At 61.0% G+C, this 21,414-nt stretch carries 22 protein-coding genes and 3 pseudogenes; 16 read left to right on the top strand and 9 right to left on the bottom strand.

All coding sequences use genetic code 11. From position 1 onward, the window contains the following. Positions 1-6 precede the first annotated feature (6 nt). Positions 7-440 (top strand): annotated as a pseudogene (locus APM_RS20715) (KUP/HAK/KT family potassium transporter); the annotation flags it as partial. A 1-nt stretch (position 441) separates the two neighbouring features. On the opposite strand, the pseudogene APM_RS22770 reads toward APM_RS20715, so the two are convergent. Beyond that, positions 442-1,156: pseudogene (locus tag APM_RS22770) on the bottom strand (IS481 family transposase); the annotation flags it as partial. 23 nt (positions 1,157-1,179) lie between these two features. Then, positions 1,180-1,725, bottom strand: a pseudogene (locus tag APM_RS16485) (recombinase family protein). Between the two features lie 269 nt (positions 1,726-1,994). Between APM_RS16485 and APM_RS16480 the strand changes: the two are divergent. The 5 genes from APM_RS16480 to APM_RS16460 are packed head-to-tail and all read left to right on the top strand — an operon-like array spanning position 1,995 to position 7,123. Beyond that, positions 1,995-2,480: a MerR family DNA-binding protein gene (locus APM_RS16480; protein WP_007424518.1), complete on the top strand. Its 486-nt coding sequence runs from the start codon at positions 1,995-1,997 to the stop codon at positions 2,478-2,480. After that, the gene (locus APM_RS16475; protein WP_007424517.1) at positions 2,477-2,692 is read left to right on the top strand and encodes a heavy-metal-associated domain-containing protein; all 216 of its coding nucleotides are present in this window, start codon (positions 2,477-2,479) and stop codon (positions 2,690-2,692) included. The genes APM_RS16480 and APM_RS16475 overlap by 4 nt, the downstream gene beginning before the upstream one ends. Continuing rightward, entirely contained in the window at positions 2,689-3,378 is a 690-nt protein-coding gene (locus APM_RS16470; RefSeq protein ID WP_007424516.1) for a cytochrome c biogenesis CcdA family protein, read from the top strand. The genes APM_RS16475 and APM_RS16470 overlap by 4 nt, the downstream gene beginning before the upstream one ends. Before the next feature lie 24 nt (positions 3,379-3,402). Beyond that, positions 3,403-5,853, top strand: coding sequence for a cation-translocating P-type ATPase (locus tag APM_RS16465; protein WP_007424515.1), 2,451 nt, complete (start codon positions 3,403-3,405; stop codon positions 5,851-5,853). 10 nt (positions 5,854-5,863) lie between these two features. Beyond that, positions 5,864-7,123 (top strand): MFS transporter, encoded by a 1,260-nt coding sequence (locus APM_RS16460; protein WP_039889068.1) that lies wholly within the window; start codon positions 5,864-5,866, stop codon positions 7,121-7,123. Between the two features lie 222 nt (positions 7,124-7,345). On the opposite strand, the gene APM_RS16455 is transcribed toward APM_RS16460, so the two are convergent. From APM_RS16455 to APM_RS22085, 3 genes are all read right to left on the bottom strand, one after another. After that, positions 7,346-7,639, bottom strand: coding sequence for a hypothetical protein (locus APM_RS16455; RefSeq protein WP_007424513.1), 294 nt, complete (start codon positions 7,637-7,639; stop codon positions 7,346-7,348). Between the two features lie 27 nt (positions 7,640-7,666). Next, entirely contained in the window at positions 7,667-9,040 is a 1,374-nt protein-coding gene (locus APM_RS16450; RefSeq protein ID WP_007424512.1) for an NRAMP family divalent metal transporter, read from the bottom strand. Between the two features lie 69 nt (positions 9,041-9,109). Then, positions 9,110-9,283 (bottom strand): hypothetical protein, encoded by a 174-nt coding sequence (locus tag APM_RS22085; RefSeq protein WP_158005009.1) that lies wholly within the window; start codon positions 9,281-9,283, stop codon positions 9,110-9,112. 284 nt (positions 9,284-9,567) lie between these two features. On the opposite strand from APM_RS22085, the gene APM_RS16445 reads away from it, so the two are divergent. Further along, a complete protein-coding gene (locus APM_RS16445) occupies positions 9,568-9,843 on the top strand; it encodes a metal/formaldehyde-sensitive transcriptional repressor (RefSeq protein WP_007424511.1) in 276 nt (91 codons plus the stop codon). A gap of 186 nt (positions 9,844-10,029) precedes the next feature. Here the strand turns inward: APM_RS16445 and APM_RS16440 are convergent, their stop codons facing one another. Both APM_RS16440 and APM_RS16435 read right to left on the bottom strand, forming a co-directional pair. Next, positions 10,030-11,448: an ATP-binding protein gene (locus APM_RS16440; protein WP_007424510.1), complete on the bottom strand. Its 1,419-nt coding sequence runs from the start codon at positions 11,446-11,448 to the stop codon at positions 10,030-10,032. Beyond that, positions 11,448-12,173, bottom strand: coding sequence for a response regulator (locus tag APM_RS16435; protein ID WP_007424509.1), 726 nt, complete (start codon positions 12,171-12,173; stop codon positions 11,448-11,450). The genes APM_RS16440 and APM_RS16435 overlap by 1 nt, the downstream gene beginning before the upstream one ends. A 174-nt stretch (positions 12,174-12,347) precedes the next feature. Here APM_RS16435 and APM_RS22080 point away from each other — a divergent pair, with 174 nt between their 5' ends. The 5 genes from APM_RS22080 to lgt all read left to right on the top strand — a co-directional run bounded on the left by APM_RS22080 (position 12,348) and on the right by lgt (position 15,676). Continuing rightward, on the top strand, positions 12,348-12,485 hold the full coding sequence (locus APM_RS22080) for a hypothetical protein (protein WP_158005008.1): 138 nt from the start codon (positions 12,348-12,350) through the stop codon (positions 12,483-12,485). A 67-nt stretch (positions 12,486-12,552) separates the two neighbouring features. After that, positions 12,553-13,476, top strand: a complete 924-nt coding sequence (locus APM_RS16430; RefSeq protein WP_007424508.1) for an MBL fold metallo-hydrolase — start codon at positions 12,553-12,555, stop codon at positions 13,474-13,476. A 32-nt stretch (positions 13,477-13,508) separates the two neighbouring features. Further along, complete coding sequence (locus APM_RS16425; RefSeq protein ID WP_007424507.1) at positions 13,509-14,072, top strand: hypothetical protein; 564 nt, start codon at positions 13,509-13,511, stop codon at positions 14,070-14,072. Positions 14,073-14,229: 157 nt separating this feature from the next. Then, positions 14,230-14,793, top strand: a complete 564-nt coding sequence (locus APM_RS20710) for an OsmC family protein (RefSeq protein ID WP_083818703.1) — start codon at positions 14,230-14,232, stop codon at positions 14,791-14,793. 55 nt (positions 14,794-14,848) lie between these two features. Then, the gene (gene lgt / locus APM_RS16415; RefSeq protein ID WP_039889030.1) at positions 14,849-15,676 is read left to right on the top strand and encodes a prolipoprotein diacylglyceryl transferase; all 828 of its coding nucleotides are present in this window, start codon (positions 14,849-14,851) and stop codon (positions 15,674-15,676) included. Positions 15,677-15,827: 151 nt separating this feature from the next. Here lgt and APM_RS16410 read toward each other — a convergent pair whose 3' ends face one another. Beyond that, complete coding sequence (locus tag APM_RS16410) at positions 15,828-16,817, bottom strand: cysteine synthase A (protein ID WP_039889029.1); 990 nt, start codon at positions 16,815-16,817, stop codon at positions 15,828-15,830. Between the two features lie 192 nt (positions 16,818-17,009). After that, positions 17,010-17,216, bottom strand: coding sequence for a heavy-metal-associated domain-containing protein (locus tag APM_RS23170; protein ID WP_083818702.1), 207 nt, complete (start codon positions 17,214-17,216; stop codon positions 17,010-17,012). Positions 17,217-17,467: 251 nt separating this feature from the next. Between APM_RS23170 and APM_RS16405 the strand changes: the two genes are divergently transcribed. From APM_RS16405 to APM_RS16395, 4 genes are all read left to right on the top strand, one after another. Further along, positions 17,468-19,189, top strand: coding sequence for a cation-translocating P-type ATPase (locus APM_RS16405; protein ID WP_007424504.1), 1,722 nt, complete (start codon positions 17,468-17,470; stop codon positions 19,187-19,189). Next, a complete protein-coding gene (locus APM_RS23165; protein ID WP_371259414.1) occupies positions 19,119-19,772 on the top strand; it encodes an HAD-IC family P-type ATPase in 654 nt (217 codons plus the stop codon). Before APM_RS16405 ends, APM_RS23165 begins: the two co-directional genes overlap by 71 nt. A gap of 5 nt (positions 19,773-19,777) precedes the next feature. After that, entirely contained in the window at positions 19,778-20,245 is a 468-nt protein-coding gene (gene cueR / locus APM_RS16400) for a Cu(I)-responsive transcriptional regulator (protein ID WP_007424502.1), read from the top strand. A gap of 247 nt (positions 20,246-20,492) precedes the next feature. Beyond that, positions 20,493-21,056, top strand: coding sequence for a DsbE family thiol:disulfide interchange protein (locus APM_RS16395; protein ID WP_007424501.1), 564 nt, complete (start codon positions 20,493-20,495; stop codon positions 21,054-21,056). The last annotated feature ends 358 nt before the right edge of the window (positions 21,057-21,414 follow it).

The raw sequence follows: 21,414 nt of genomic DNA, 5'->3' as shown, positions 1-21,414 counted from the left end.
CCAGTCGCGGCACTCGCGGCACTCGGCATCGTCTATGGCGATCTGGGTACCAGCCCGCTTTATACGATGCAGACCGTGATCAGCGATGCGGGTGGTCCGTCGATCCGAAACTGGCGCTCGGCGTTCTGTCACTGATTTTCTGGACGCTGATCATCACGATTTCGATCAAATATTGTGTCTTCGTAATGCGGGCCGATAATCATGGCGAAGGCGGCATTCTGGCGCTGATGTCGCTGATCGGCCGCAACAATACCGAACGCGGGCGCATCCTGGTGATTTGCGGCCTGTTCGGTGCTGCGCTGATCTATGGCGACGGTATCATCACGCCTGCAATCTCAGTGCTCAGCGCGCTTGAAGGGGTCGATGTCGCGACTGCTGCGCTAAAACCCTACATCATGCCGCTGGCGGTGATTATCCTGCTGGCGCTGTTTGCCTCTCAGCATTGTCGGCATAGATCGCCTCTGGAATGCCTTGCAGCACCAGGCCGCTTTCGTCGGATTTCGCGGTCATTACATTGAACAGGAAGCGCAGCGCGGCTTCGACATCCTCGCCATAAACGCAGCGATATTCCTGATAGACGACACCAGACCGGTCATCGACGATGCTGTAGAGCATCAGCGTCGGTGCGCCCCGACCCGCCTCCGCCCAGAGCGGCCGCGGCACATGCTTAAGATCGGACGGGCTGAGGTCGAACTGCCAGAGATCATTCGACCGCTCAGCCTGGAAACGCACGGCGACCGGCCCTCGGCTGATGCGGGCCTGATCGTAACCCCATTGCCGCAGGTAACGGTCAGCCGTGGGGCGCGACAGAGTTTTGGTCGGCAGCCGGATCAATCCGTCCGGTGTCTCAGCGCCGTATTCCTCCAGAAGTTGGATGGCCCGGCCGGTCGAGAGATGATGCCCCTATCTTGTTGGTGGTGTGCAGCTTGAGCGCGGCAATGATTTCGCACCAGCGTTCCAACTCGGCGATCGGCACCTTGCGGGGCCGGCCGCGATCAGCGCGGCGAATGGGACGCGGGCGATGCAGGGTGCGCAACTGGCGATACAGCGTGGTTGTCGACACGCCGTAGAGTGCCGCGGCCTGCTTGATCACGTCCGCCCGATCAGGCATCGTGTCGAGCCGGCGTCGCAGACCGACCAGGCTCTCTGGCGGCACCGAAAGGCGACCGCCGGTTACCATCATCCGGCTTCCAGCGCCCGATAGACGGAAGCCCGCCCGATGCCGAGCTTGCGGGCGATCGCCGTGGGTCCAAGACCAAATTCCTTCAGCCGCTTGACCTCAGCGACATCGATGCTGGGCTTGCGTCCCCGATAGACGCCCCGCGCCTTGGCCGCCGATATGCCCTCCAACTGCCGCTCGCGACGCAGATTGGTCTCGAACTCGGCGAATACGCCGAGCATGTCCAGAAATGCCTTACCGGCCGCCGTGCCGGTATCCACGGGCTGTTCAGTGGCGCGTAGCGCGACCCCTTTGGCCTTCAGCTCGTGAACGATATCCTGAAGGTCCTTCATCGACCGCGCCAGTCGATCGATCCGAGTCACCACCAGCGTATCGCCGGCGTTAAGGAAGTCGAGCAGAAGGGCGAGTTCCGTACGGCCGTCACGGCGCGAACCGCTCGCTTTCTCGGCGCGGATCACCTGGCAGCCCGCCGCACGCAGGGCGCGCTACTGAATCGTGAGATCCTGGTCAATCGTGCTGACGCGGGCATAGCCATAAGCGGTCATGAAGTGTCTCGCGAGGCTCCAGACGGCTTCACGTTATCGTATCAAAATGCTGGAAATAATCCTATTGATGCTGAAAAACTGTCTCAGATGGTAGTGTCGCTGGGGTTTACCCGAAAACGACACCTCAACTGCCTGATGCATCTCCTGGATTTAGCTAGGTCGGCTGATACTGCCGAAACTCACGTCGGATTTTTCGTTGCACGATATCGAATTACCCCTCTTGACTCCGTACCACTGTACGGACGCCATATTGGCCGCGAGGTGGAAAGATGAGAGCAAACCTGACCATTGGAAACGCCGCACGTGAGGCGGGCGTCGGAGTCGAGACGATCCGGTTCTACGAGCGGCAGCATCTTGTTCGACAACCGCCGAAGCCGGCTGGTTCAGGGATGCGGCACTATCCTGCCGAGACGATCGAACGCATCCGGTTCATCAAGGAAGCCCAAGAGCTCGGGTTTTCGCTACGAGAGATCCACGAACTTCTGGCGTTGCGAGCCGATCCCGACACCGATTGCGCCGAAGTCCAGAAGCAGGCCACCACGAAGCTCGCCGAAGTGCAGCGGAAAATCCAGCGGCTCCATGACATCGGCGCTGCGTTGGAGCGTCTGATTGCGGCTTGCCCTGGGCAGGGTGGTTTGCAGGGGTGCTCGATCATGGCCGCGCTGACACCGCCTTGCTGTGGCGGTCGTTCGGAGAACAAGGCGTCGCCCGCCACCAACAGGACCGCCCTCAACAAGGAAAGAGAAGACCAATGAAGAACACGATTTTCAAGATCGAGGGGCTGCGCTGCGACGGGTGCGCCAGCACCGTCAAAGCCCTGGTGGAAAAGGAACCGGGCGTTAAGGTGGCTACCGCCTCGTTCAAGGATGGCGAAGCGCGGATCCTGTATGATCCGGAGACTGTTACGGAAGATCGGCTTGCGGCGATCATCGAACGCCCCGGTTACCGAGTAACTGCACGGCTATGAGCCCTGATTTCGTCACCGCGACGATTCTTCTGCCGATCGGTCTCGGGCTGTTTGGCTTTATCGAGCCCTGCACGCTGGGCACCACGCTGGTCTTCATCGGATTTCTGGAAAACAAAAGCCCCAGAAACAAGCTTGTCCAAACGGTCGGGTTTGCCTTGTCGCGCGCCGTGACGATCGGCTTGTTCGGCCTGCTTGCAGCGTTCCTGGGAAGTCTGTTCCTGGGTGTGCAAAAGGACATCTGGATTGCCCTGGGCAGCCTTTATGCCATCCTCGGCTTGCTTGTTCTAACCGGCTACGCCGGCCGTCTGATGGTCTCAGTCGGTCCCAGCTTCTCCCGTCTGTCCAACATGCGCGGATCGGCTGGTCTGGGCGTACTGTTCGGTTTCAATATCCCTGCCTGCGCCGCCCCTCTTATCCTGGCGCTTCTGGGTACCGCCGCAGCGAGCAGTGCGGACGGCAGACCGCTTGTCAAAGGATTTCTCTCACTCGCACTGTTCGGCTTGGCGTTGTCATTGCCGCTTGTCGTCGCGGTTCTGTTTGCGCCGGCGCGCCGGGCGATCGACTGGCTTGGCCGTTTTTCGCGCCGGATGCCGACGATCGCGGGGTTGGTGCTGATTGCCCTTGGCCTCTGGTCGATCCGTTACGGTTTGTTCGTTTCGATCCACCAACCAATGCCGGGCATGTGAATGCCGAGAATGAAAGGATAGACCATGTCCGAAACAATTGCCGCTGAAGCGTTCTGGACCGAAGAACCGTCCAACCGGCCGGATCGGCGCAAAATCCGCGCCCGCATCGGTGGACTGCACTGCTCGCTCTGCACTGGCACCATCGAGAAGGCGCTTGGGCGACAGCCGGGCGTCGATAAGGTCGCGGTCAGCCTTACCCACGAGCAGGCCCTCATCGAATATGATCCAAGCATCGCCAGGCCCGGCCAACTGCTCCAGATATTGCGCGACATCGGCTACACGATTTCGGACCCGCGCAAATTGCGTCCGTTCGATGACGAGGAGCGCGATCTGGTCCGCGAAAGCCGGCGTTTCGTGATGGCGGCGGCCTTGAGCGTGGCCGCCATCCCGATCATCGCGAATCCCGCAAGCGGTTGGCTCGGCGCGCTCCCCGCTCTGGTCTGCCTCAGTCTTGGCGGACTCGTATTCCTCGTCCTCCGATCGAACGGCCTATGGGCAGCGATCGGCGGAGCCGGTAGCCTCGCCGTCATGGCGCTGACTTTGCTTTATCTCAATCTGGAAGGCTACCTCACGCGAGCCGGACCATGGATCGTCGGCACTCTGGCCCTGACCCTGGTGTTCGGCGTGGCTAGGCATATCCTGCTGATGGCCTTCCAGGCATTGCGGCGCGGCATTCTCAATCAGCATGTCCTGCTCGAAATCGGCGCCTTTGCGGGCATGGCCGGGGGCATCATCGGCATGGTCCTGAACCGGCCGGGCTATCCCACCGCGCAGTTTTTCGCCGTGGCGGTGATGGTCACGACCTACCATATCTTCTCCGAGTGGCTGTCGCTCATCGTCAAGACGCGTAGTTCGCAGGCGGTCAAGAAGCTGCTCAACCTCCAACCCGAAACCGCCCGCATCGTGCGCGGTGGCATCGAAATGGACGTTCCGCTCGCGGACGTGAAGGTCGGTGACCGGGTCCGGGTCCGCCCTGGCGAGCGTGTGCCGGTGGATGGTGTTGTCGTGAGCGGCCGGTCTGGGGTTGACCAGTCACTGGTGACCGGCGAGGCGATCCCTGTCGAGATGACAGAGGGTGCCGCGGTCATCGGCGGCTCGATCAATGGCACCGGTACGCTGCTGGTGGCGGTCACGGCGGTCGGCGACGGTAGCTTTCTGCAAAGGATCGTCCGTGAGGTGGAAGACGCACGCGCGCTGAAACCCGGCATCCTCCACCTCGTTGACCGGGTCCTGCGCGTCTACACGCCAACCGTGCTGCTGATCGCCACGCTCGCCGTCATTTTCTGGCTGGTTGGCTCATGGCTCGCCACCGGGCATGTCGATATCGAGCGTGCGGTGTTCGCGGGTCTCAGCGTGCTGGTGATGGGGTATCCGTGCGCGCTCGGTATTTCGGCACCGCTCTCCATTGTTCGTGGAGCCGGGGATGCTGCTGGGCGGGGCATTCTGATGCGCACCGGCGAAGCGTTCCAGGGTTATCGGCTGGCGACCAAAATCGTGCTCGACAAGACCGGCACCCTCACGGCAGGTCGTCCGGTCCTGCGGGAGGTCGAAGTGATCGAAGAGCGAGAGGACAACCTTCTTGCCCTGGCCGCGGCGGCCGAAGCGTCATCCGAGCATCCGCTTGCCCAAGCCGTGGTGAACGCAGCGTTCGAGCATGGCGTCGTCCCGCCCGAGGTCGAATCTTTCGAGGCGATCCCCGGCAAGGGCGTGATCGCGCGGATCAAAGGCGATGACGTTCTGGTGGGCAGCCCGCGCTTTCTGAGCGAGCACGGCGTTGATCTGTCCCGTCTCGCCGAACGGATCGACGCCCTGGAAGCGGTAGGGCGAACCGTGATCGCGGTGAGCCGGAACGGCCGCGCGCTGGGGGCGCTGGCCCTGGGTGACACACTGCGTCCCGATGCGGCCCGCGCGGTCGCTTCCTTGCGCAAAGCGGGGATGGTGCCCGTCATGGTCACCGGCGATAATGAACGCGCGGCACGGCATGTCGCCCTGGAAGTGGGGATCGATGAGGTGCGTGCTGGTGTCCTGCCCCATGAGAAAGCGGAAATCGTGCGCAGCCTTCAGGCCGACGGCAGCCGGGTTGCAATGGTCGGCGACGGGATCAACGACGCGCCCGCGCTGATGCAAGCCGACATTGGCATCGCGATGGGCGGGGGCACCGACATCGCCATCGAGTCCGCCGACATCATCATCCTGTCGAACCGCCTGGGCGCGCTCCCGGTGGCGCGGGAGATCAGCCGCCACAGCTATGGCAAGCTGCTACAGAACGTCGCCCTTGCCTTCGTCTTCAACGGTGCCGGCATCCCGCTGGCCGCGACCGGCCTTGTCCAGCCGGTGTGGGCGATGGTCGCGATGGCGGTGAGCGTGACTGCGATCTTCGTCAACTCGCTCGGAGGAAACCCGAGGCTGTTCTTCGACGCGGTCGCGAGCGTCGGCCATTCCGCGGAAACCGCGGTCGCGCCGAGTGCGGCGTGAGCAGGACAGGATGAACAGAACATCCCCAGGTGCGGTGTCCGAGGTCCATTTGGGCGCACAAATCGAGCGTGAGCACCTCCTGCGAGTGCTCGCGCTGGCAACCTTCATCATCTTCTTCCAGGCGTTCATGGTGGCGCCGATCATTCCGCAGCTTGGCCTTGCTTTCGGCGCGTCTGTCAGAACCGTCGGCCTGATCGTGCCCGCCTACCTGATCCCCTATGGAATCGCGACGTTGGCCTACGGCCTGCTCGCGGACCGGCTCGGCATCCGCTCCCTCATGTTCACGTCGCTCGCCGCCTTCGCGGTGCTCACGGTTCTGACCGCGACCGCGCATTCCGTCGCGGCGCTGGCGACATGGCGCGTGCTGACCGGTCTCGGTGCGAGCGGGGTTGTGCCGCTCGCGCTCGTTCTCGTCGGTGGTATGTTCCCCTACGAGCAAAGAGGCCGGCCGCTTGGCTGGCTGTTCGGCGCCATGGCTGGAGGTATGGCCTTCGGCTCGACTTTTGGTGCTGTGCTGGAGCCATATGTCGGATGGCGGGGGTTGTTTCTCCTCGTCGCTATCACCGGCGCGGGCGTCCTGCTCCTGCTGCTGCGCTACCGCGGCGTCATCGGGGCGCACCCACGTCAGGCGCTCGCGACCGTGGGCGATCTCTTCCGGGGCTACCGTGATCTGCTCAGCACTCCCCGAGGCCGCCGCACCTATGGCTATGTCCTGCTCAACTCCGTGTTCCAGTCCGGCGTATTCACCTGGCTCGGGGTGTACTTCCAACGCCGTTACCACCTCGGCCCGATCGGCATTGGTCTGGCACTGCTAGGCTACGGCGTTCCGGGCTTCTTGTTCGGCCCGGTGATCGGGCGGCTCGCAGATCGGCTGGGGCGTGGCCGCCTCATCCCGATCGGGCTCGCGCTTGGTGCCCTCGCAGCGGTAGCGCTAATCCTCGACCTGCCCCTCCTTGCCGCCGCCATTGCGGTCACGATCCTGTCGCTTGGCTACGACATGACGCAGCCGCTGTTTGCTGGCATCGTCACGTCGCTTGACAGCAAGCGTCCGGGGCAAGCCATGGGCCTCAACGTATTCTTTCTGTTTACTGGCTTTGGCCTTGGCAGCCTCCTTTTTGGCGAAATGCTCCACCTCGGCTTCGGGCCTACGCTGGAGGCCTTTGCCGCGGTAGAGGCGGTCGCAGCCTGGGCATCGAATGCGCTCTTCGGATCAGAGGTTCCGTCCGGCACGGCCAGAAATCTGAGCCAGAAGCCGCAAATCACGAAATGAGATCGATAAGGGCAACAGGCGCGTGCTCGCTGCCAATGAATGTGAGCGCCAACCTCTGATGTTGATCGCCGATCATTCAATTCGAGCATAGAAACAGATAATTTGAGCACAAAGGGGCGCCGACGATCACATAATTTGAGCAAAAATCAGCGATGAATTCGAGCATGGCTCTGGATGAAAGCGAGCAGCTACATCTATGGTTCGTTGCGAGACAGCAGCCGCCTATCCCCCTGCGACGTGGAAAAATCCCCAGCCCATGATGATCAGCATGACGCCGATATAGAGGCGCAGACCCCAGAACACGGCTTGCTGCCAGGGACGGAGGGCAACCCGCTCGATCGACATGAGCGGCATCAGCCACCCTTCGGTGTGCGCGATTGCGGCAATGTCGGCGCTGTCATGGACGGTGCAGTCGAGGTCGCGCTGGCTGGCCCTGGCCGTGCGCGGCACCGGTATCCGGCTAACGCTTTTCGAACGACGTGTTTCATTGGCGTTAAAACGATTGTCCTGGATCATGATGTGATGCTCCTGAGCGACGAAGTTTCAAAGGGCATAGGGAAACACGGTGGCGATGCCATAGAGGCCATTGCACGCGATCAGCATCACCATGACGCTGACCGAAAGGATGTTGCGGATCGGTGAATTCACGTGCTCGCCCAGCAATTCCCGATCGTTGAGCAGCATCAGCAGGAACAGCATGGCGGCCGGCATGAACACCGTCGCGACCACCTGGACGGTCAGGTTCAGGAACCCGACCGGCACGTGCGGCAGCATCAGAACCCCAGCAGCAATCGCGGTGCCGAGGATCGCCGGCGCGTAGAAATACAGCGACCGGCGTGGCGATATGTTGACCGAGCGGGGCACGTCGAGCGCCTCGCCGATCGCCCAGGCGGTGCTGGCGGTGATCACGATCGAGGCGATCAGGCCAGCTTCGAGCAGCCCGAGGGCGAAGACGGTCATGGCGCCATGACCGAGTTTTGATCCGATACCGGCGAGCACCGAATGATCACCCAGTGCTGCGGCGTTGGGCATGCCGTGCAGATACTGTCCCGAAATCACGATGATCGAGGTGGCGACAACGACCATGCCGATCACGCCGAGCATCAGATCACGCCTGCTCGCCCTGATGTCCTGCGGCAGAATGCCCTTATCGACCACACAGGATTGCTGGAAGAACAACTGCCAGGGCGCGATCGTGGTGCCGATATTCGCCGAAACCAGGATCAGGAATCCAGCCGAGAGCAACCCGCCCGGCAGCGCCCAACCGGTGCCGGCGAAGGTGCGGCCGATCGCACCCCAGTCCGGATGGGAGAACAGGGCGAGCGGCACGAACACCAAGTTGAACGCCGCGACGAACAAGGAAATGCGTTCCCAGGTATAGTATTTCAGGAACAACAGAATGCTCACAATAAAGGCGAAAGCGACGGGGATCGTCACCAGGTAGGGGACATGAAAAATCTCGCTCGCAACCCGGATGCCGATGAACTCGGTCATCAGCGTCAGAATGTTTGCGACCACGAGATCGATCAGGGAAAACGCGCCCCAAAAAGCCCCGTAGCGCTTCCAGATCATCTCGGCATGACCGCGGCGGGTCACGGCGCCGAGCCGGATCGTCATTTCCTGGACCAGATAGGCGATGAAGCCCAGCGGGATCATCAGCGGGATGAACAGGCTGAACCCGTAGGTGGCACCGGTTTGCGCATAGGTGATGACGCCACCGGCATCATTGTCGCCAAGCATGACCAGAAGGCCAGGGCCGACAAGCGCGAGGCCAAGGGCGATGCGGTTGCCCAGGCTGTGCTTGCCGGTGCGCAAACGCTGGATGCGCAGGCGATCGCGCAATCGCGCTTCCAGGCCATCGGGAAAGGTGATGCGGGCGGTTTCGGGTGAGACCAGAATATCGGTTTCGGCGGACATGGCATGTCTCCGTGATCGGCAAATGAGAGGCGGGAACGATGCGAAAGCTGACGGCAACCCGGACCGATGTCAGCCGGCCGGTTCGCCGCGTTCCTCGACCACCTTCCAATAGATCACGAGCTGCCCCGAACCATCGGGACGCCAGCAGGCGACAAGCCGACGGCGCGGTAATGCCCCGTCATTCGGCGCGGCGCTCCCGATCTGCGAAGACGGCCGATCCAATCGTTTTTTGCGGAAGATCATATCGATCCCTCCTCCTGGTCAGCATTGGCTGGAACCCGGGAGGGATGGGCTGGGTTCAACGCGTCGCGCGCATCACTCCAGCCGCGTATCCGGCCCGGGCAATCCTCCATCCCACGGTGAACCTGACAGCAAGCGAAAAGCGCTTACTATCGTCCTCCGAAGGCTGGCTGGTCGATCGCGGTTTCATGGGGTCCTTGGAAAAATAGGTTGATCAAAACCGCCGGAATTCGCGTTCCGCAGCTCGACGTGCCATATACCCCCTCGCAGTATATGGTCAAGAGGCGATGCAATACACTGACAAAGAAAAACGCAAGCTGGTAAACCGGCTCAGCCGCATCCGTGGCCAGGTGGAAGCCATGCAGACGGCGTTGGAGGATGATGCCCGATGCACGGCGCTGTTGCAGCAGGCGACGGCGTGCCGTGGCGCGCTGGAAGGGTTCATTGGCACGGTGATAGAGCATCACATCCGCCAGCACATCGTCGACCCGAGACAGGCGGAGACTGATCGCGCCCAGGCGGCCGAAGAACTAATCGGCGTGGTTCATTCCTACCTGACATGAGCCAGATCTCCGGCCCGTTGAAATGGGGGACAAATTTGCTACCTTTCATTGTATTATTGGATGGCGTTATCAATTTCTGTTGTGGTGATCAGCGATAAAATCATCCCATACACCGTATTTTCTGCACAAAACCTTTCTTTGCGTCTTATCAAATACAGAAATTCAGAAAATGCGAAGAATTCGGTACTATCGTGGAAAAGTAACCTTTGCTGAGAGACCGCCACTTGGGGAGTTCGATAGTTTGATGGTGCCGCCATGCGCCGTGATCACCGCCAGCGCGATGGCCAGCCCGAGACCGCTGCCGCCGGTCTCGCGGCTGCGTGACTGTTCGATCCGGTAGAATGGCTCGAAAACCTTAGCAAGCTCGAGCTCCGGGATGCCTGGTCCCGCGTCATCAATCGTCACTGTAGCGGTTTGCTGGTTGGTCCTGATCGTCACCGTCGCCGAGCCACCGTATTTAACAGCGTTATCGAGCAGATTGACCAACGCGCGTCGCAGCGCGGCAGGCTGGCAGCTGACGGCAACCGACGGCGACGGCTCCATGGATACTTTGAGGTCAGCGTCGGCCAGATCATCCACGATTGCGACCAGCAGAGCCGTCAGATCGAGGCGCCGGAACGGTTCGACCGCGGCGGCGTCGCGGGCGAAAGCCAGGGTCGCTTCGATCATCTGGTTCATTCCGGCGATGATCGCCAGCATGCGGTCGCGCTCGTCCGCCTGCGGTACATCCTCCACGCGCAGTTGCAACAAGGTAAGCGGGGTACGCAGATCGTGCGAGAGCGCCGCCAGCATGCGGGTGCGGCTTTCGACTAGGTGGCGCAGACGGGACTGCATCACATTGAACGCATGTGCCGCCAGACGCGTTTCGGTGGTTCCGGTTTCGGCAAGCGGCGAGGCCGCGACATCACGACCAAGCCGTTCGGCGGCGGCTGCCAATGTGCGCAGCGGTGCCGTGACCCGACGCACCGCCCAGATCGAGGCCGTAATCACGATCAGACCCATGGCGATCAGGGCGATCAGGAATGGCCAGGCGAGGCCGAAGCCGGTCGAGGGCAGGGCGACGGTGAAGATGAGCCATCGTCCGCCCGGAAGCATCACCGCTGCCCGCAGGGCGCGCCACGCGGACATACCCCCCATGCCGCAACAATCCCGCATCGGCCTATTCGACAGTGCATGCTGGTTCATCATCGGCATCATGCTGCGCTGTGCTGTCGGCACACGGTGAGACACGCTTCCGACTTGGACAGACAAGGAATTCGCGAGGTTCGCCGGCAACTGGCGCGACAGGAACGCCCGGATCGTCCGCGCGTCCGCCCCGATTGCGCGATGCTTCGCCCAATCGGGCCTATGCGGCACTATCGCGATCCGCAACGTCTCGCTGCTGGCCGCCTTGACGAGGGGACTTCGCCAGTTTTGCGGCAATTTGTCGATCAGCAATGTGAGGTTGACGATACGCTGGCTGGCCGCGTAGGCGCCCATCGCGCGCACCACGGCGGCTTGGTTGAAGGCCAGGATCGCGAAGCCTAGCAGTGCCGAAATCACCAGACTGGCCAGCGATACGACGACAGTCTGGCCGAACAAGGTGGCGGGCGCAAAACGTCGCATCAATCGCCGTGCAGCAGCGGTTCGACCGTCGGCGTGAACATATAGCCGCTGCCCCAGATGGTCTTGATCAGTTGTGGATCGGAAGCGTCCCGTTCGATCTTGCGGCGCAACCTGCTGATCTGGGTGTCGATGCTGCGGTCGAGCGGGGCCGCGTTGCGGCCACGCGCCAGATCGAGCAATTGCTCGCGGCTCAGCGAACGGCCTGATCGTTCCACCAGCACGACGAGCAGATCGAACTCGCCTGAACTCAGCGGCACGGCGATGCCGTCTTCGCCGAGCACTTCACGGCGTTCGATATCCAGCACCCAGCGATCGAAGCGGTATCGCAGGGTTCGCCGCGCCGCCGTGACGGCAAACGGGGCGCGGCGCAGAACCGCCCTGATCCGCGCGATCAGCTCGCGGCTGCCGAACGGCTTAGCCAGATAGTCATCAGCACCCATTTCCAGGCCGATCACCCGATCGACCTCGTCACCCTTGGCGGTGAGCATGATGATCGGCACTGGGCTGTCCGCGCGCACAGCGCGGCAGAGTGAAAGGCCATCCTCACCGGGCAGCATGAGGTCGAGCAGGATCAGGTCGATCCGCTGGTCGGCCAGCACCTTGCGCATGGCGCGCCCCTCAGCCGCGAGACTGACCCGGAAGCCCTCGCGTTGCAGCACGCGCTGCACCAGGTCACGGATTTCGCGATGGTCTTCGACGAGCAGGATATGCGGGGTGTCATTCACGCCGATGCTCTAGCCGGGTATGGTCGATCGCGCCGCAACAAAGATGTGTCAGCTTGTGCCAGATGGCGGGATCGACATGAATTGGCACAGCTTTGCCTCACGCGGACAATCTCCGGAGACATGTGATCCCTATATAGAGGCTGACCTAGTAACGGCTTGGAGTACGATATAATGATGGATTCTACCATGATGAATGGCTGGGGATGGGGCGTGATGGGCGGCTTCGGCCTGGTCATGATCCTGATCGTGATCCTCCTCGTGCTGGGAATCGTGGCACTTTTGAAATATCTCACCGCCGGCAGACGCGGCTGATTTGCCATGTCAGTTTCATTTGCCGGCATGCTCGATAACCGAACCGACTCACGATTTTGGAGGCACCATGATCGAAGCCCGTCCCTCGATTCAGGCATTTTTCGACGAGCCGACCCATACGGTGAGTTATCTGATTGCCGATCCGGCAACCCATCGTGCGGCGGTGATCGATCCGGTGCTCGACTATGATCCGGGATCGGGCGAGGTCGATACCAGCTCGGTCGAAGCGATCTTGCACGCCGCCGAGACCGCTGGGCTGATCATCGAGCGCGTGCTGGAAACGCATGCCCATGCCGATCATCTCTCGGGTGCGCCGTTCATCAAGCGGCGTACCGGCGCGTTGATCGGCATCGGCGAGCATATCCGCGACGTGCAGCGCATTTTCCGCCCGGTTTTCAATGCCGCCGACGTGAAAGCCGACGGCGGCGATTTCGATTGTTTATACCGCGATGGCGAACGCTTCACCATTGGCGGCCTGGAGGTGGAGGTGCTGCATGTGCCGGGGCATACGCCGGCCGACATTGCCTACAAGATTGGCGATGCCGTGTTCGTGGGCGACAGCCTGTTCATGCCCGACTATGGTACGGCCCGCGCCGATTTTCCGGGTGGCGATGCGCATCAGCTCTACCGCTCGATCCACCGCCTGCTGGCACTGCCGCCCGCGACGCGGCTGTTCATGTGCCACGACTACAAGGCGCCGGGACGCGACCACTACGCCTGGGAATCCACGGTCGCCGCCCAGCACGCCACAAACAAGCATATCCACGACGGTATCACCGAAGACGAATTCGTCGCGATGCGCGATGCGCGCGATGCGACCCTCGCCGCACCGGCGCTGCTGCTGCCCTCGATCCAGGTTAATATCCGCGCCGGGCGCTTTCCCCCGGCAGAGTCGAACGGGGTGCGTTATCTGCTGATCCCGGTGAAAACCAAGGGCGAGTCTGGGGCGGCATCTGCGCAGTCGGATCACGGCACGTTTGACAAGAGCTGAAATTCACACAAACGAGGTCAAGGACGAGAACCATGAAACGTCGTAGCGTTACCGCCGCCATCGGCGGTTTGCTTTCGGGTGGGCTTGCACTTGCCGGGTTTGGCCGCAAGGAGGCGCTGGCCGAGGTGCCCCAGAGTGGGGTGGGCGGCGGCATGATGGGCGGCAACGGCATGAGCGACATGATGTCCCGCGGCAACATGATGGGCCCGATGAAACTGGGCATGGAACTGTTCGAGCGCCATGCCGAAATCCAGCGCGCCACGGAATATCTGCCGAACGGCATCATCGATGCGACGGTTTCCAGCAACCCGAAAACCGCTGGCATCATCCAGGCTCATGTGATCGAAATGTATGACCGGATGGCCGCCAACCGGCCGTTCAATTACATGATGAGCCCAAGTGCCAGCACGATGCTGCAGAACGCCACCAAATATCAGCGCTCATACCGGCTGTTGCCGTCCGGCATTGAGGTGACAGAGACCTCGGACGATCCGGAAATGGTCAAGGTGATCTACGCCCATGCCAAAGAGCTCGACCGTTTTGCCAAAGAAGGCATGCCGGCGATGATGCGCGGTATGATGGGCAACAAAATGTAGCAATCGGGGAGTGACAGAATGTTGGTGGGCAGGACGACTGAAACCAAAGGATGACTAACCACACCGGCTTGTTCTGGATCGTATTAGAAATAGACGCATCTATGATTGTCGGTAACCGATCAAAATTACATCACATCGCTAAACGAGGGAGCAGACCATGACTAACCACGAGATCAAAATTAACGGCGTCGATGTCGATAAACTTGTTAAAACTGTTGACGCCATCAAAGCAGAACCAAACCTTTCTGACTTCAAATTCCGTGCAGAAACGGCATGGAAGAGCGGTGGACAGAGCCGTACAACAATCCAGAGTTTTTATGGTGTGGGTGGAGAAGATACCAGTCGAAGTAAACCCTTTGTGATAGAAAGCGACGAGCCGCCGGTGTTACTGGGCGGCAATGCCGGGCCTAACGCAGTCGAGATCGTGCTCGCTGGCCTCGCGTCCTGCTTGGCCGTGGGCTTTGCCTATAATGCGGCAGCTCAGAGCATTCATTTGGACGAAGTAACCCTTCGGTTGGAGGGAGACGTCGACCTACAAGGTTTCTTGGGCTTATCGGAAACGGTCCGTCCCGGCTATAAGAACATCAGGGTGACTTGCCACCTGAAGAGTGACGCGTCGCGAGAGAAACTATTGGCGTTGAGCGAGTACGTGCAGAGGACGTCGCCGGTACTCGATATCATTCGCAATCCTGTCGCCGTTTCGATTGCTCTCGGGACGTGATGGGCGAATCGAAGCCTAAATCCAATATCGGGTGGGATATTTCCCGGAGCTATCGATGAACCATGTGTATGTCTGGCCGCATTTTGACCCGATCCTGGTAAAATTCGGCCCGTTCGCCATTCATTATTATGCACTCGCCTACATCACGGCACTGGTCGTCGGTTGGCGGCTGATGCGCCGCCTGGTGCGCGAAAAGCCGACGGTCGCGACTCATGAGCAGGTTGACGATTTTCTGTCATGGGCAACGCTGGGCGTCGTTCTCGGCGGACGGATCGGCTATATTCTGTTCTATCAGCCGGTCTATTTTCTCCACCATCTCGACCGCACCTACGCCGTATGGGACGGGGGGATGAGCTTTCACGGCGGACTGATCGGCGTTGCGGTCGCGATCCTGATTTATTGTCATCGGCGAGGTCTCGATCCGTGGCAGTTTGCCGATCGGGTTGCTGTGCCGGTACCGATCGGGCTGTTTCTGGGCAGGATCGCCAATTTCATCAATGGCGAGCTATGGGGGCGCCCGGCGCCCGCCTGGTTTCCGTTTCGCATGATCTATCCGCAATCCGGGTCTGACGTGCCGCGCTATCCGTCGGAACTGATCGAAGCGACTTTGGAAGGACTCGCTCTGTTCGTCGTACTTTATACGGTATCGCGCAGCGAGCGAATACGCAGCCAGCCCGGGTATCTCGCAGGGCTATTCGTGATGGGCTACGGGATTGCGCGAACCACGGCGGAGTTTTTCCGCCAGCCTGACTGGTTTCTCGGCTATCTGATGTTCGGCTTGACCATGGGCCAACTGCTGTCGATTCCGATGATCGTGATCGGCGCGGTCATGATCTGGCGAGCGCGCCGTGCCGCCCGAACTCAGACAGCATTAGCAGCGTGATTGGGCCTGAAGGTTGCCGCTTGTCCAGATACGACGTGAAGAATGGCCCCGCACTGACGGTCATACCGATGTGAGGCACGGGTGGCATCATGGGGGAACGTCCTTTAACGTTGTGCTCCGATCATCAGTAGTACTATCGGTGGATAGCGAATCAAAGCCACGGAGGAACTGGGAGGTTCTTGCCGCGCAGGAATTCTGGATTGAACAATTTGGTCTGATAGCGCGCGCCGCCATCGCACAGGATCGTGACCACGGTATGCCCGGGACCGAGATCGCGGGCGATGCGGATCGCCGCGGCAACGTTGATGCCCGTGGACCCGCCGACTGAAAGCCCCTCGTGGATCATGAGGTCGAAAACCTGTTCCAATGCTTCCATGTCGGGAATTTTCAACGCATCGTCGACCGGCGCGCCGTCCAGATTGGCGGTGACGCGCGACTGGCCAATTCCCTCGGTGATCGATGTCCCGCTCGGCGTGAGATCGCCCGATTTCACCCATCCGTGCAGCCCGCTGCCCTCCGGGTCTGCCAGCACGATCCGCACCTCCTTGCGTCGCGCCTTCAGTGCCATGCCAATGCCGGCCAGCGTTCCGCCGGTGCCGCAGGCGCAGGTAAACGCGTCGACGCGGCCGCCGGTTTGCGCCCAGATTTCGGCGCCGGTGGTCAGACGATGGCCTTCCCGGTTCGCGATGTTGTCAAACTGGTTGGCCCAAAATCCGCCGATTTCCTCGGCGATCCGCCGCGAGACATGCACGTAATTGCCCGAATCGCGGTAGGGTTTCGCTGGCACCAGCCTGAGATCGGCACCGATCATCCGCAGGAAGTCGATCTTTTCCTGGCTCTGGGTCTCCGGCATCACGACGATCGACCGGTAGCCGCGCGCATTGGCGACGAGAGTCAGTCCGATTCCGGTGTTGCCGGCGGTCCCCTCGACGATGGTGCCGCCCGGCTGCAGCGCGCCCGTCCGCTCCGCGTCCTCGATGATGGCGATGGCTGCACGGTCCTTTACCGAGCCGCCGGGATTCATGAATTCCGCCTTGCCGAGAATGTCGCAGCCGGTCGCGGCGGAGGCCCGCTTCAGCCGGATCAGCGGCGTGTTGCCGATCGCGCCGACCAGCCCGTCGGCGATCATGGTCTCGTTCATTGTGTGCACTGCGTTCCTCTTGTTTGGTTGGCGCATTTTGTATCGCCGGATTTGCCAGTTCTAATCTGCGGGACGCTCGTGGACGATACAGGAATATGACATGTTCGAGGATGCGGCACCGAAACAAGTGTGAGAAGCGCTGATGACCACCCAGACGCGGTGCTCTGCGATTGGACAGACCCGTCAACCTTCTCATGGCTGAGCAGTCACCGGCTCCACTTCGTATCCTTTCTCGACGATGGCCGCCACGAACTTGTTCAGCGGGATACGATCCCGGTTTGAAATAGTCACTGTGTCGGTTTTCAGATTTGCAGTGACTGCGGTGCCCGGAACCGCATTTTGCACCGCATTCGTAACAGAACGAACGCAGTGGTTGCATGTCGTTCCAGAACCTTCAATTGCAGCATGATGCTCTCCGTACCGAGTTCAGGGGGGAACCGACGTTTCAAATGCCGACCACGTCTGAACGTGTGGGGCTTCCAACGGAGGAAGGGTCAAGACCTGTTCTTTCCGCCCGATAAACCCGAGATTTCACATAGAGCCCAGAGGATGAGTTTTTAGGCTTGACCTTCCTATTGTGGGAATCTGTAACCATGGATTTGATGCCGGTGACCAGATCCGGTGTCGGATTCAGTTGAAAGATTCTCGCGATGCTTGAAACGGCTCTGTCTAGCCGCCATCCCAGCCTTCCCCAAACGGATGTCCTTGATCTCGGCATCGAGGGCATGACCTGCGCCTCCTGCGTGGGGCGAGTCGAAAAGGCGATCCGCAGACTGCCGGGCGTTGCCGACGTGGCGGTCAATCTCGGCACCGAACGGGCTCGGATAACGGGTGCGGACATCGACGTGTCGATATTGATCGCTGCGATCGAAAAGGCGGGCTATGATGCACACGCGATCCCGGAAGGTGGCGAAGCGGACGCCGAAGCCGCGAAGCGGCAAGAGATACAGCGCGATCTGATGCATGTCGGCATTGCCGCCGCGTTGACGGCGCCGCTGCTCGTTGCAATGATCTTCCACGTTGCAGGGATAAGAATGGCACTTCCAGGCTGGGCCGAGCTTGCACTTGCTACTCCGGTGCAGTTCTGGCTCGGCGCACGGTTCTACCGCGCAGGCTGGACGGCAGTGCGGGCTCATACCGGCAACATGGACCTGCTGGTCGCGCTTGGCACTTCGGCGGCTTATCTTCTCAGCCTCTACACGCTCCTGAAATCCTGGAGTTATGGCGGCACGCCGACGCTCTATTTCGATTCGTCCGCGATCGTCATAACGCTTATCCTCTTCGGCAAGTGGTTGGAGGCGCGCGCGAAGCGGCAGACTGGAGCAGCTCTGCGGGCCTTGTCGGCCCTACGGCCAGAGCGCGCGCGACTGCGTGCCACCGACGGTTCAGAGCGGGAGGTGCCGATTGACAGGGTCGCCGTGGGAAATCTTGTAGTGGTATGGCCCGGTGAGCGGATTCCCGTCGATGGCCTAATTCGTGAGGGTGAGAGTTCGGCCGACGAATCGATGCTGACGGGAGAGAGCCTGCCGGTGACCAAGAGTGTGGGTCACAAGGTCACTGGCGGCGCAATCAACGGCGACGGGCTCTTACTCATCGAAACCACGGCGGTAGGCGCCGAATCAATGCTCGCGCGCATCGTCCGATTGGTGGAGAATGCGCAGGCGGCCAAGGCGCCGATCCAAAAGCAGGTCGATCGGGTTGCGGCGGTTTTCGTACCGGTCGTGCTCGTTATCGCCTGGATCGCTTTTGTGGGGTGGTGGCTCGTCACCGGCGATATCGAGCAGGCTATCTTGAGCGCAGTTGCTGTCCTCGTAATTGCTTGTCCGTGTTCACTTGGCCTCGCTACACCGACCGCGGTCATGGCGGGAACCGGGGTTGCGGCCCGATACGGAATCTTGATCAGGGACGCCGAGACGCTGGAAGAGGCACACGGCATTGACACCGTGGCCTTCGATAAGACCGGCACCTTGACCGAAGGCAACCCTTCTATAGTCGCCATCGAACCCGCAGAGGGTATTGACTGTCCCGAATTGCTGCGTCTCGCCGCGGCCGTACAGCATGGCAGCGAACATCCTCTCGCCAAGGCTGTGCGTATAAGGGCCGAAGCCGAAGGTGTACGGGCGCCTGCGGCCACCGCTGTTAAAGCGCTGCCGGGACGCGGCATTACCGCCATGGTCGAGAGCCGCAACCTCGTGCTCGGAAGCGGGCGGTTGCTGTCCGAGCACGGCATAGATGCCGACGTACTTACCGGGCGTGCCGACGCCCTCCAACGTGAAGGCCGCACCGTGTCCTGGTTGCTTGATGTCGGCGGGGCCCCCGCGCGTCCTCGGCCTGATCGGCTTCGGCGACGCGCTGAAACCGACGGCGCATGACGCCGTCGCCTCTCTGCGTGCCATGGGCTTGCGTGTCATAATGCTGACCGGGGACAACCAGGGCAGCGCCGACGCCGCGGCCCAAATTCTCGGTATCGACGAGGCGATTGCCGAGATCCTGCCCGAGCATAAAGCGGATGTCGTGAATGAGTTCCGGCGTGGTGGCCGCAAGGTTGCGATGGTCGGAGATGGCGTCAACGATGCACCGGCGCTTGCCTCCGCCCACGTCGGTATCGCCATGTCAACCGGCTCCGACGTTGCTATCCACACGGCTGGGATCACGCTGATGCGCGGCGATCCGGCCTTGGTCGCGGCAGCGCTTGATATATCCCGCGCGACCTTCAACAAGATTCGCCAGGGACTGTTCTGGGCGTTCATCTACAATGTCGTTGGCATTCCGCTTGCGGCGCTCGGTTATCTCAGCCCGGTTGTTGCTGGCGCGGCCATGGCGTTTTCCAGCGTCAGCGTCGTATCAAATGCGCTCCTGCTGCGCCGCTGGCGCCCAAAAGGCAGCACGGTTTCGCGAATCACCGGTGCCTCGGCACTAGCGCGAGGCCGTATGATCGAGAGGGCAGCTGAATGACCTCTATGACGATCGGCGACGCCGCGAAGGCCTCCGGCGTTCCTGCCAAAATGATCCGTTACTACGAAAGCATCGGTCTCATCCCGAAAGCCGTTCGAAACGACAGTGGCTATCGCTACTACGCAATTACCGATATCCACACGCTCCGCTTCATTCGCCGTGGCCGCGATCTCGGATTTTCGATCGACGCTATCATGCGGCTACTGGCCCTTTGGCGGGACCACCACCGTGCGAGTGCCGACGTCAAGCGGATTGCTCTCGATCACGCCGCCGCGCTGCGAAGCAAAATCGCGGATCTCCAGGCCATGCTCGGTCCGATCGAATACCTTGCCGATCATTGCCAGGGCGATCAACGGCCAGATTGTCCGATCATGGATGACCTCGCGGATCATGCCGCGCGCTCCGAGCAGGATGCACGAGAAACGCGTCCCCGCCACACCAAAACCACCCAACGGCGCGGCGTTTCCACATGACGCTTCAAGGATCAGCGTGGCTCTCCTCTTTTCCCGCCGCTTATCGGAGCGGGTGCTCGATAGGGTGCGTCAATAGAACTTTAATGACAAAGCACAACTTTCACGAATCGGTGGTGACTGGCGCGACGATGGGAGCCTGCCCAATGAAGAACCTGAAACGTTTAATCATCCTTGGGAGATTACCATGATCAACCCGTTATCCCATCGGACCCTGCCGACCGGTTCGGCAACGATCTGAGGCGGTTTCATGGCGACATCGCAAATCTCCCGCCGATTGATGCTCGGTATTCCACTCGCCACCGTGGCGGTGGGCGGGATCGGGTTCTACGCGCTCTTGGAGCGGATGCGCACCGGCACCTACAACCCGCAGGCGTTCAACAATCCGCTGGTTGGCCACAAGGTGCCAGATTTCACCCTGCCGGGGGTCGATGGCAACCAGGGCTTCGACCAGGCGGCACTGATCGCCCAGAAGCGCCCGGTCCTGGTCAATTTCTTTGCCTCCTGGTGTGTCGCCTGCAAGGCAGAGGCGCCGTATCTCGACGGCATCGCGAAATCGGGGCTGGATGTCTGGGGCATCGCCTACCAGGACAAACCGAAACCGCTCGCGCTGTATCTCGCCGAATATGGCAATCCATATCGGCGGATTGCGTCCGATCTGAACGGGCGGGTCGCGATCAACTGGGGGGTCTATGGCGTGCCGGAAAGTTTTCTGGTCGCCCCTGGCGGCATGGTGCGCTGGCATACGGCCGGGCCGCTGTTCCCCGAGATCATTGAAAATCAGCTTAAACCCGCTTTGCGCTTCCTGTCGTGAGTGCGGACCGATGAAGCGCATGTTCATTCTTTGTATGCTTGGCCTCACCGTCGCATTTGGCGTCGCGATGGCAAAGACGCCAACCACGATCACCTATGATGGAGTAATGCCGTGAAACAACCTGCTCATCCATGAAGCCGGTCTCGCGACGATCGCTATTCGGTTGGGTAGGTATGCCGGCTGTAGGCTGGTTGACGCCGAGTACGCGGGCCGCTCAGCCATTGCGCGCAAGCCGAAAGGGCATGATTTCGTGATCGACCGTGAGCATAATCGGCCGGCCCTGGCGCGGCATATGAGCGTGATGGGTGGGTAATCGAGGCATAACCAATGGACCCCCAACGAACAATGTCGATGAATC

Source organism: Acidiphilium sp. PM, assembly GCF_000219295.1.
GTDB classification, from domain to species: domain Bacteria; phylum Pseudomonadota; class Alphaproteobacteria; order Acetobacterales; family Acetobacteraceae; genus Acidiphilium; species Acidiphilium multivorum.
Note: the sequence above shows the minus strand (reverse complement) of the source record. Positions and strands in the feature narration are given on the sequence as shown.

Coding starts and splice junctions, on each gene's coding strand:
- APM_RS20710 (WP_083818703.1), top strand. CDS start 14,230: ATGACTAACCACGAGATCAAAATTAACGGCGTCGATGTCGATAAACTT.
- APM_RS23165 (WP_371259414.1), top strand. CDS start 19,119: ATGTCGGCGGGGCCCCCGCGCGTCCTCGGCCTGATCGGCTTCGGCGAC.
- APM_RS16445 (WP_007424511.1), top strand. CDS start 9,568: ATGCAATACACTGACAAAGAAAAACGCAAGCTGGTAAACCGGCTCAGC.
- APM_RS16480 (WP_007424518.1), top strand. CDS start 1,995: ATGAGAGCAAACCTGACCATTGGAAACGCCGCACGTGAGGCGGGCGTC.
- APM_RS22080 (WP_158005008.1), top strand. CDS start 12,348: ATGGATTCTACCATGATGAATGGCTGGGGATGGGGCGTGATGGGCGGC.
- APM_RS16455 (WP_007424513.1), bottom strand. CDS start 7,639: ATGATCCAGGACAATCGTTTTAACGCCAATGAAACACGTCGTTCGAAA.
- APM_RS16465 (WP_007424515.1), top strand. CDS start 3,403: ATGTCCGAAACAATTGCCGCTGAAGCGTTCTGGACCGAAGAACCGTCC.
- APM_RS16395 (WP_007424501.1), top strand. CDS start 20,493: ATGGCGACATCGCAAATCTCCCGCCGATTGATGCTCGGTATTCCACTC.
- APM_RS22085 (WP_158005009.1), bottom strand. CDS start 9,283: ATGATCTTCCGCAAAAAACGATTGGATCGGCCGTCTTCGCAGATCGGG.
- lgt (WP_039889030.1), top strand. CDS start 14,849: ATGAACCATGTGTATGTCTGGCCGCATTTTGACCCGATCCTGGTAAAA.
- APM_RS16475 (WP_007424517.1), top strand. CDS start 2,477: ATGAAGAACACGATTTTCAAGATCGAGGGGCTGCGCTGCGACGGGTGC.
- APM_RS16425 (WP_007424507.1), top strand. CDS start 13,509: ATGAAACGTCGTAGCGTTACCGCCGCCATCGGCGGTTTGCTTTCGGGT.
- APM_RS16410 (WP_039889029.1), bottom strand. CDS start 16,817: ATGAACGAGACCATGATCGCCGACGGGCTGGTCGGCGCGATCGGCAAC.
- cueR (WP_007424502.1), top strand. CDS start 19,778: ATGACGATCGGCGACGCCGCGAAGGCCTCCGGCGTTCCTGCCAAAATG.
- APM_RS16405 (WP_007424504.1), top strand. CDS start 17,468: ATGCTTGAAACGGCTCTGTCTAGCCGCCATCCCAGCCTTCCCCAAACG.
- APM_RS16430 (WP_007424508.1), top strand. CDS start 12,553: ATGATCGAAGCCCGTCCCTCGATTCAGGCATTTTTCGACGAGCCGACC.
- APM_RS16470 (WP_007424516.1), top strand. CDS start 2,689: ATGAGCCCTGATTTCGTCACCGCGACGATTCTTCTGCCGATCGGTCTC.
- APM_RS16450 (WP_007424512.1), bottom strand. CDS start 9,040: ATGTCCGCCGAAACCGATATTCTGGTCTCACCCGAAACCGCCCGCATC.
- APM_RS16440 (WP_007424510.1), bottom strand. CDS start 11,448: ATGCGACGTTTTGCGCCCGCCACCTTGTTCGGCCAGACTGTCGTCGTA.
- APM_RS16460 (WP_039889068.1), top strand. CDS start 5,864: ATGAACAGAACATCCCCAGGTGCGGTGTCCGAGGTCCATTTGGGCGCA.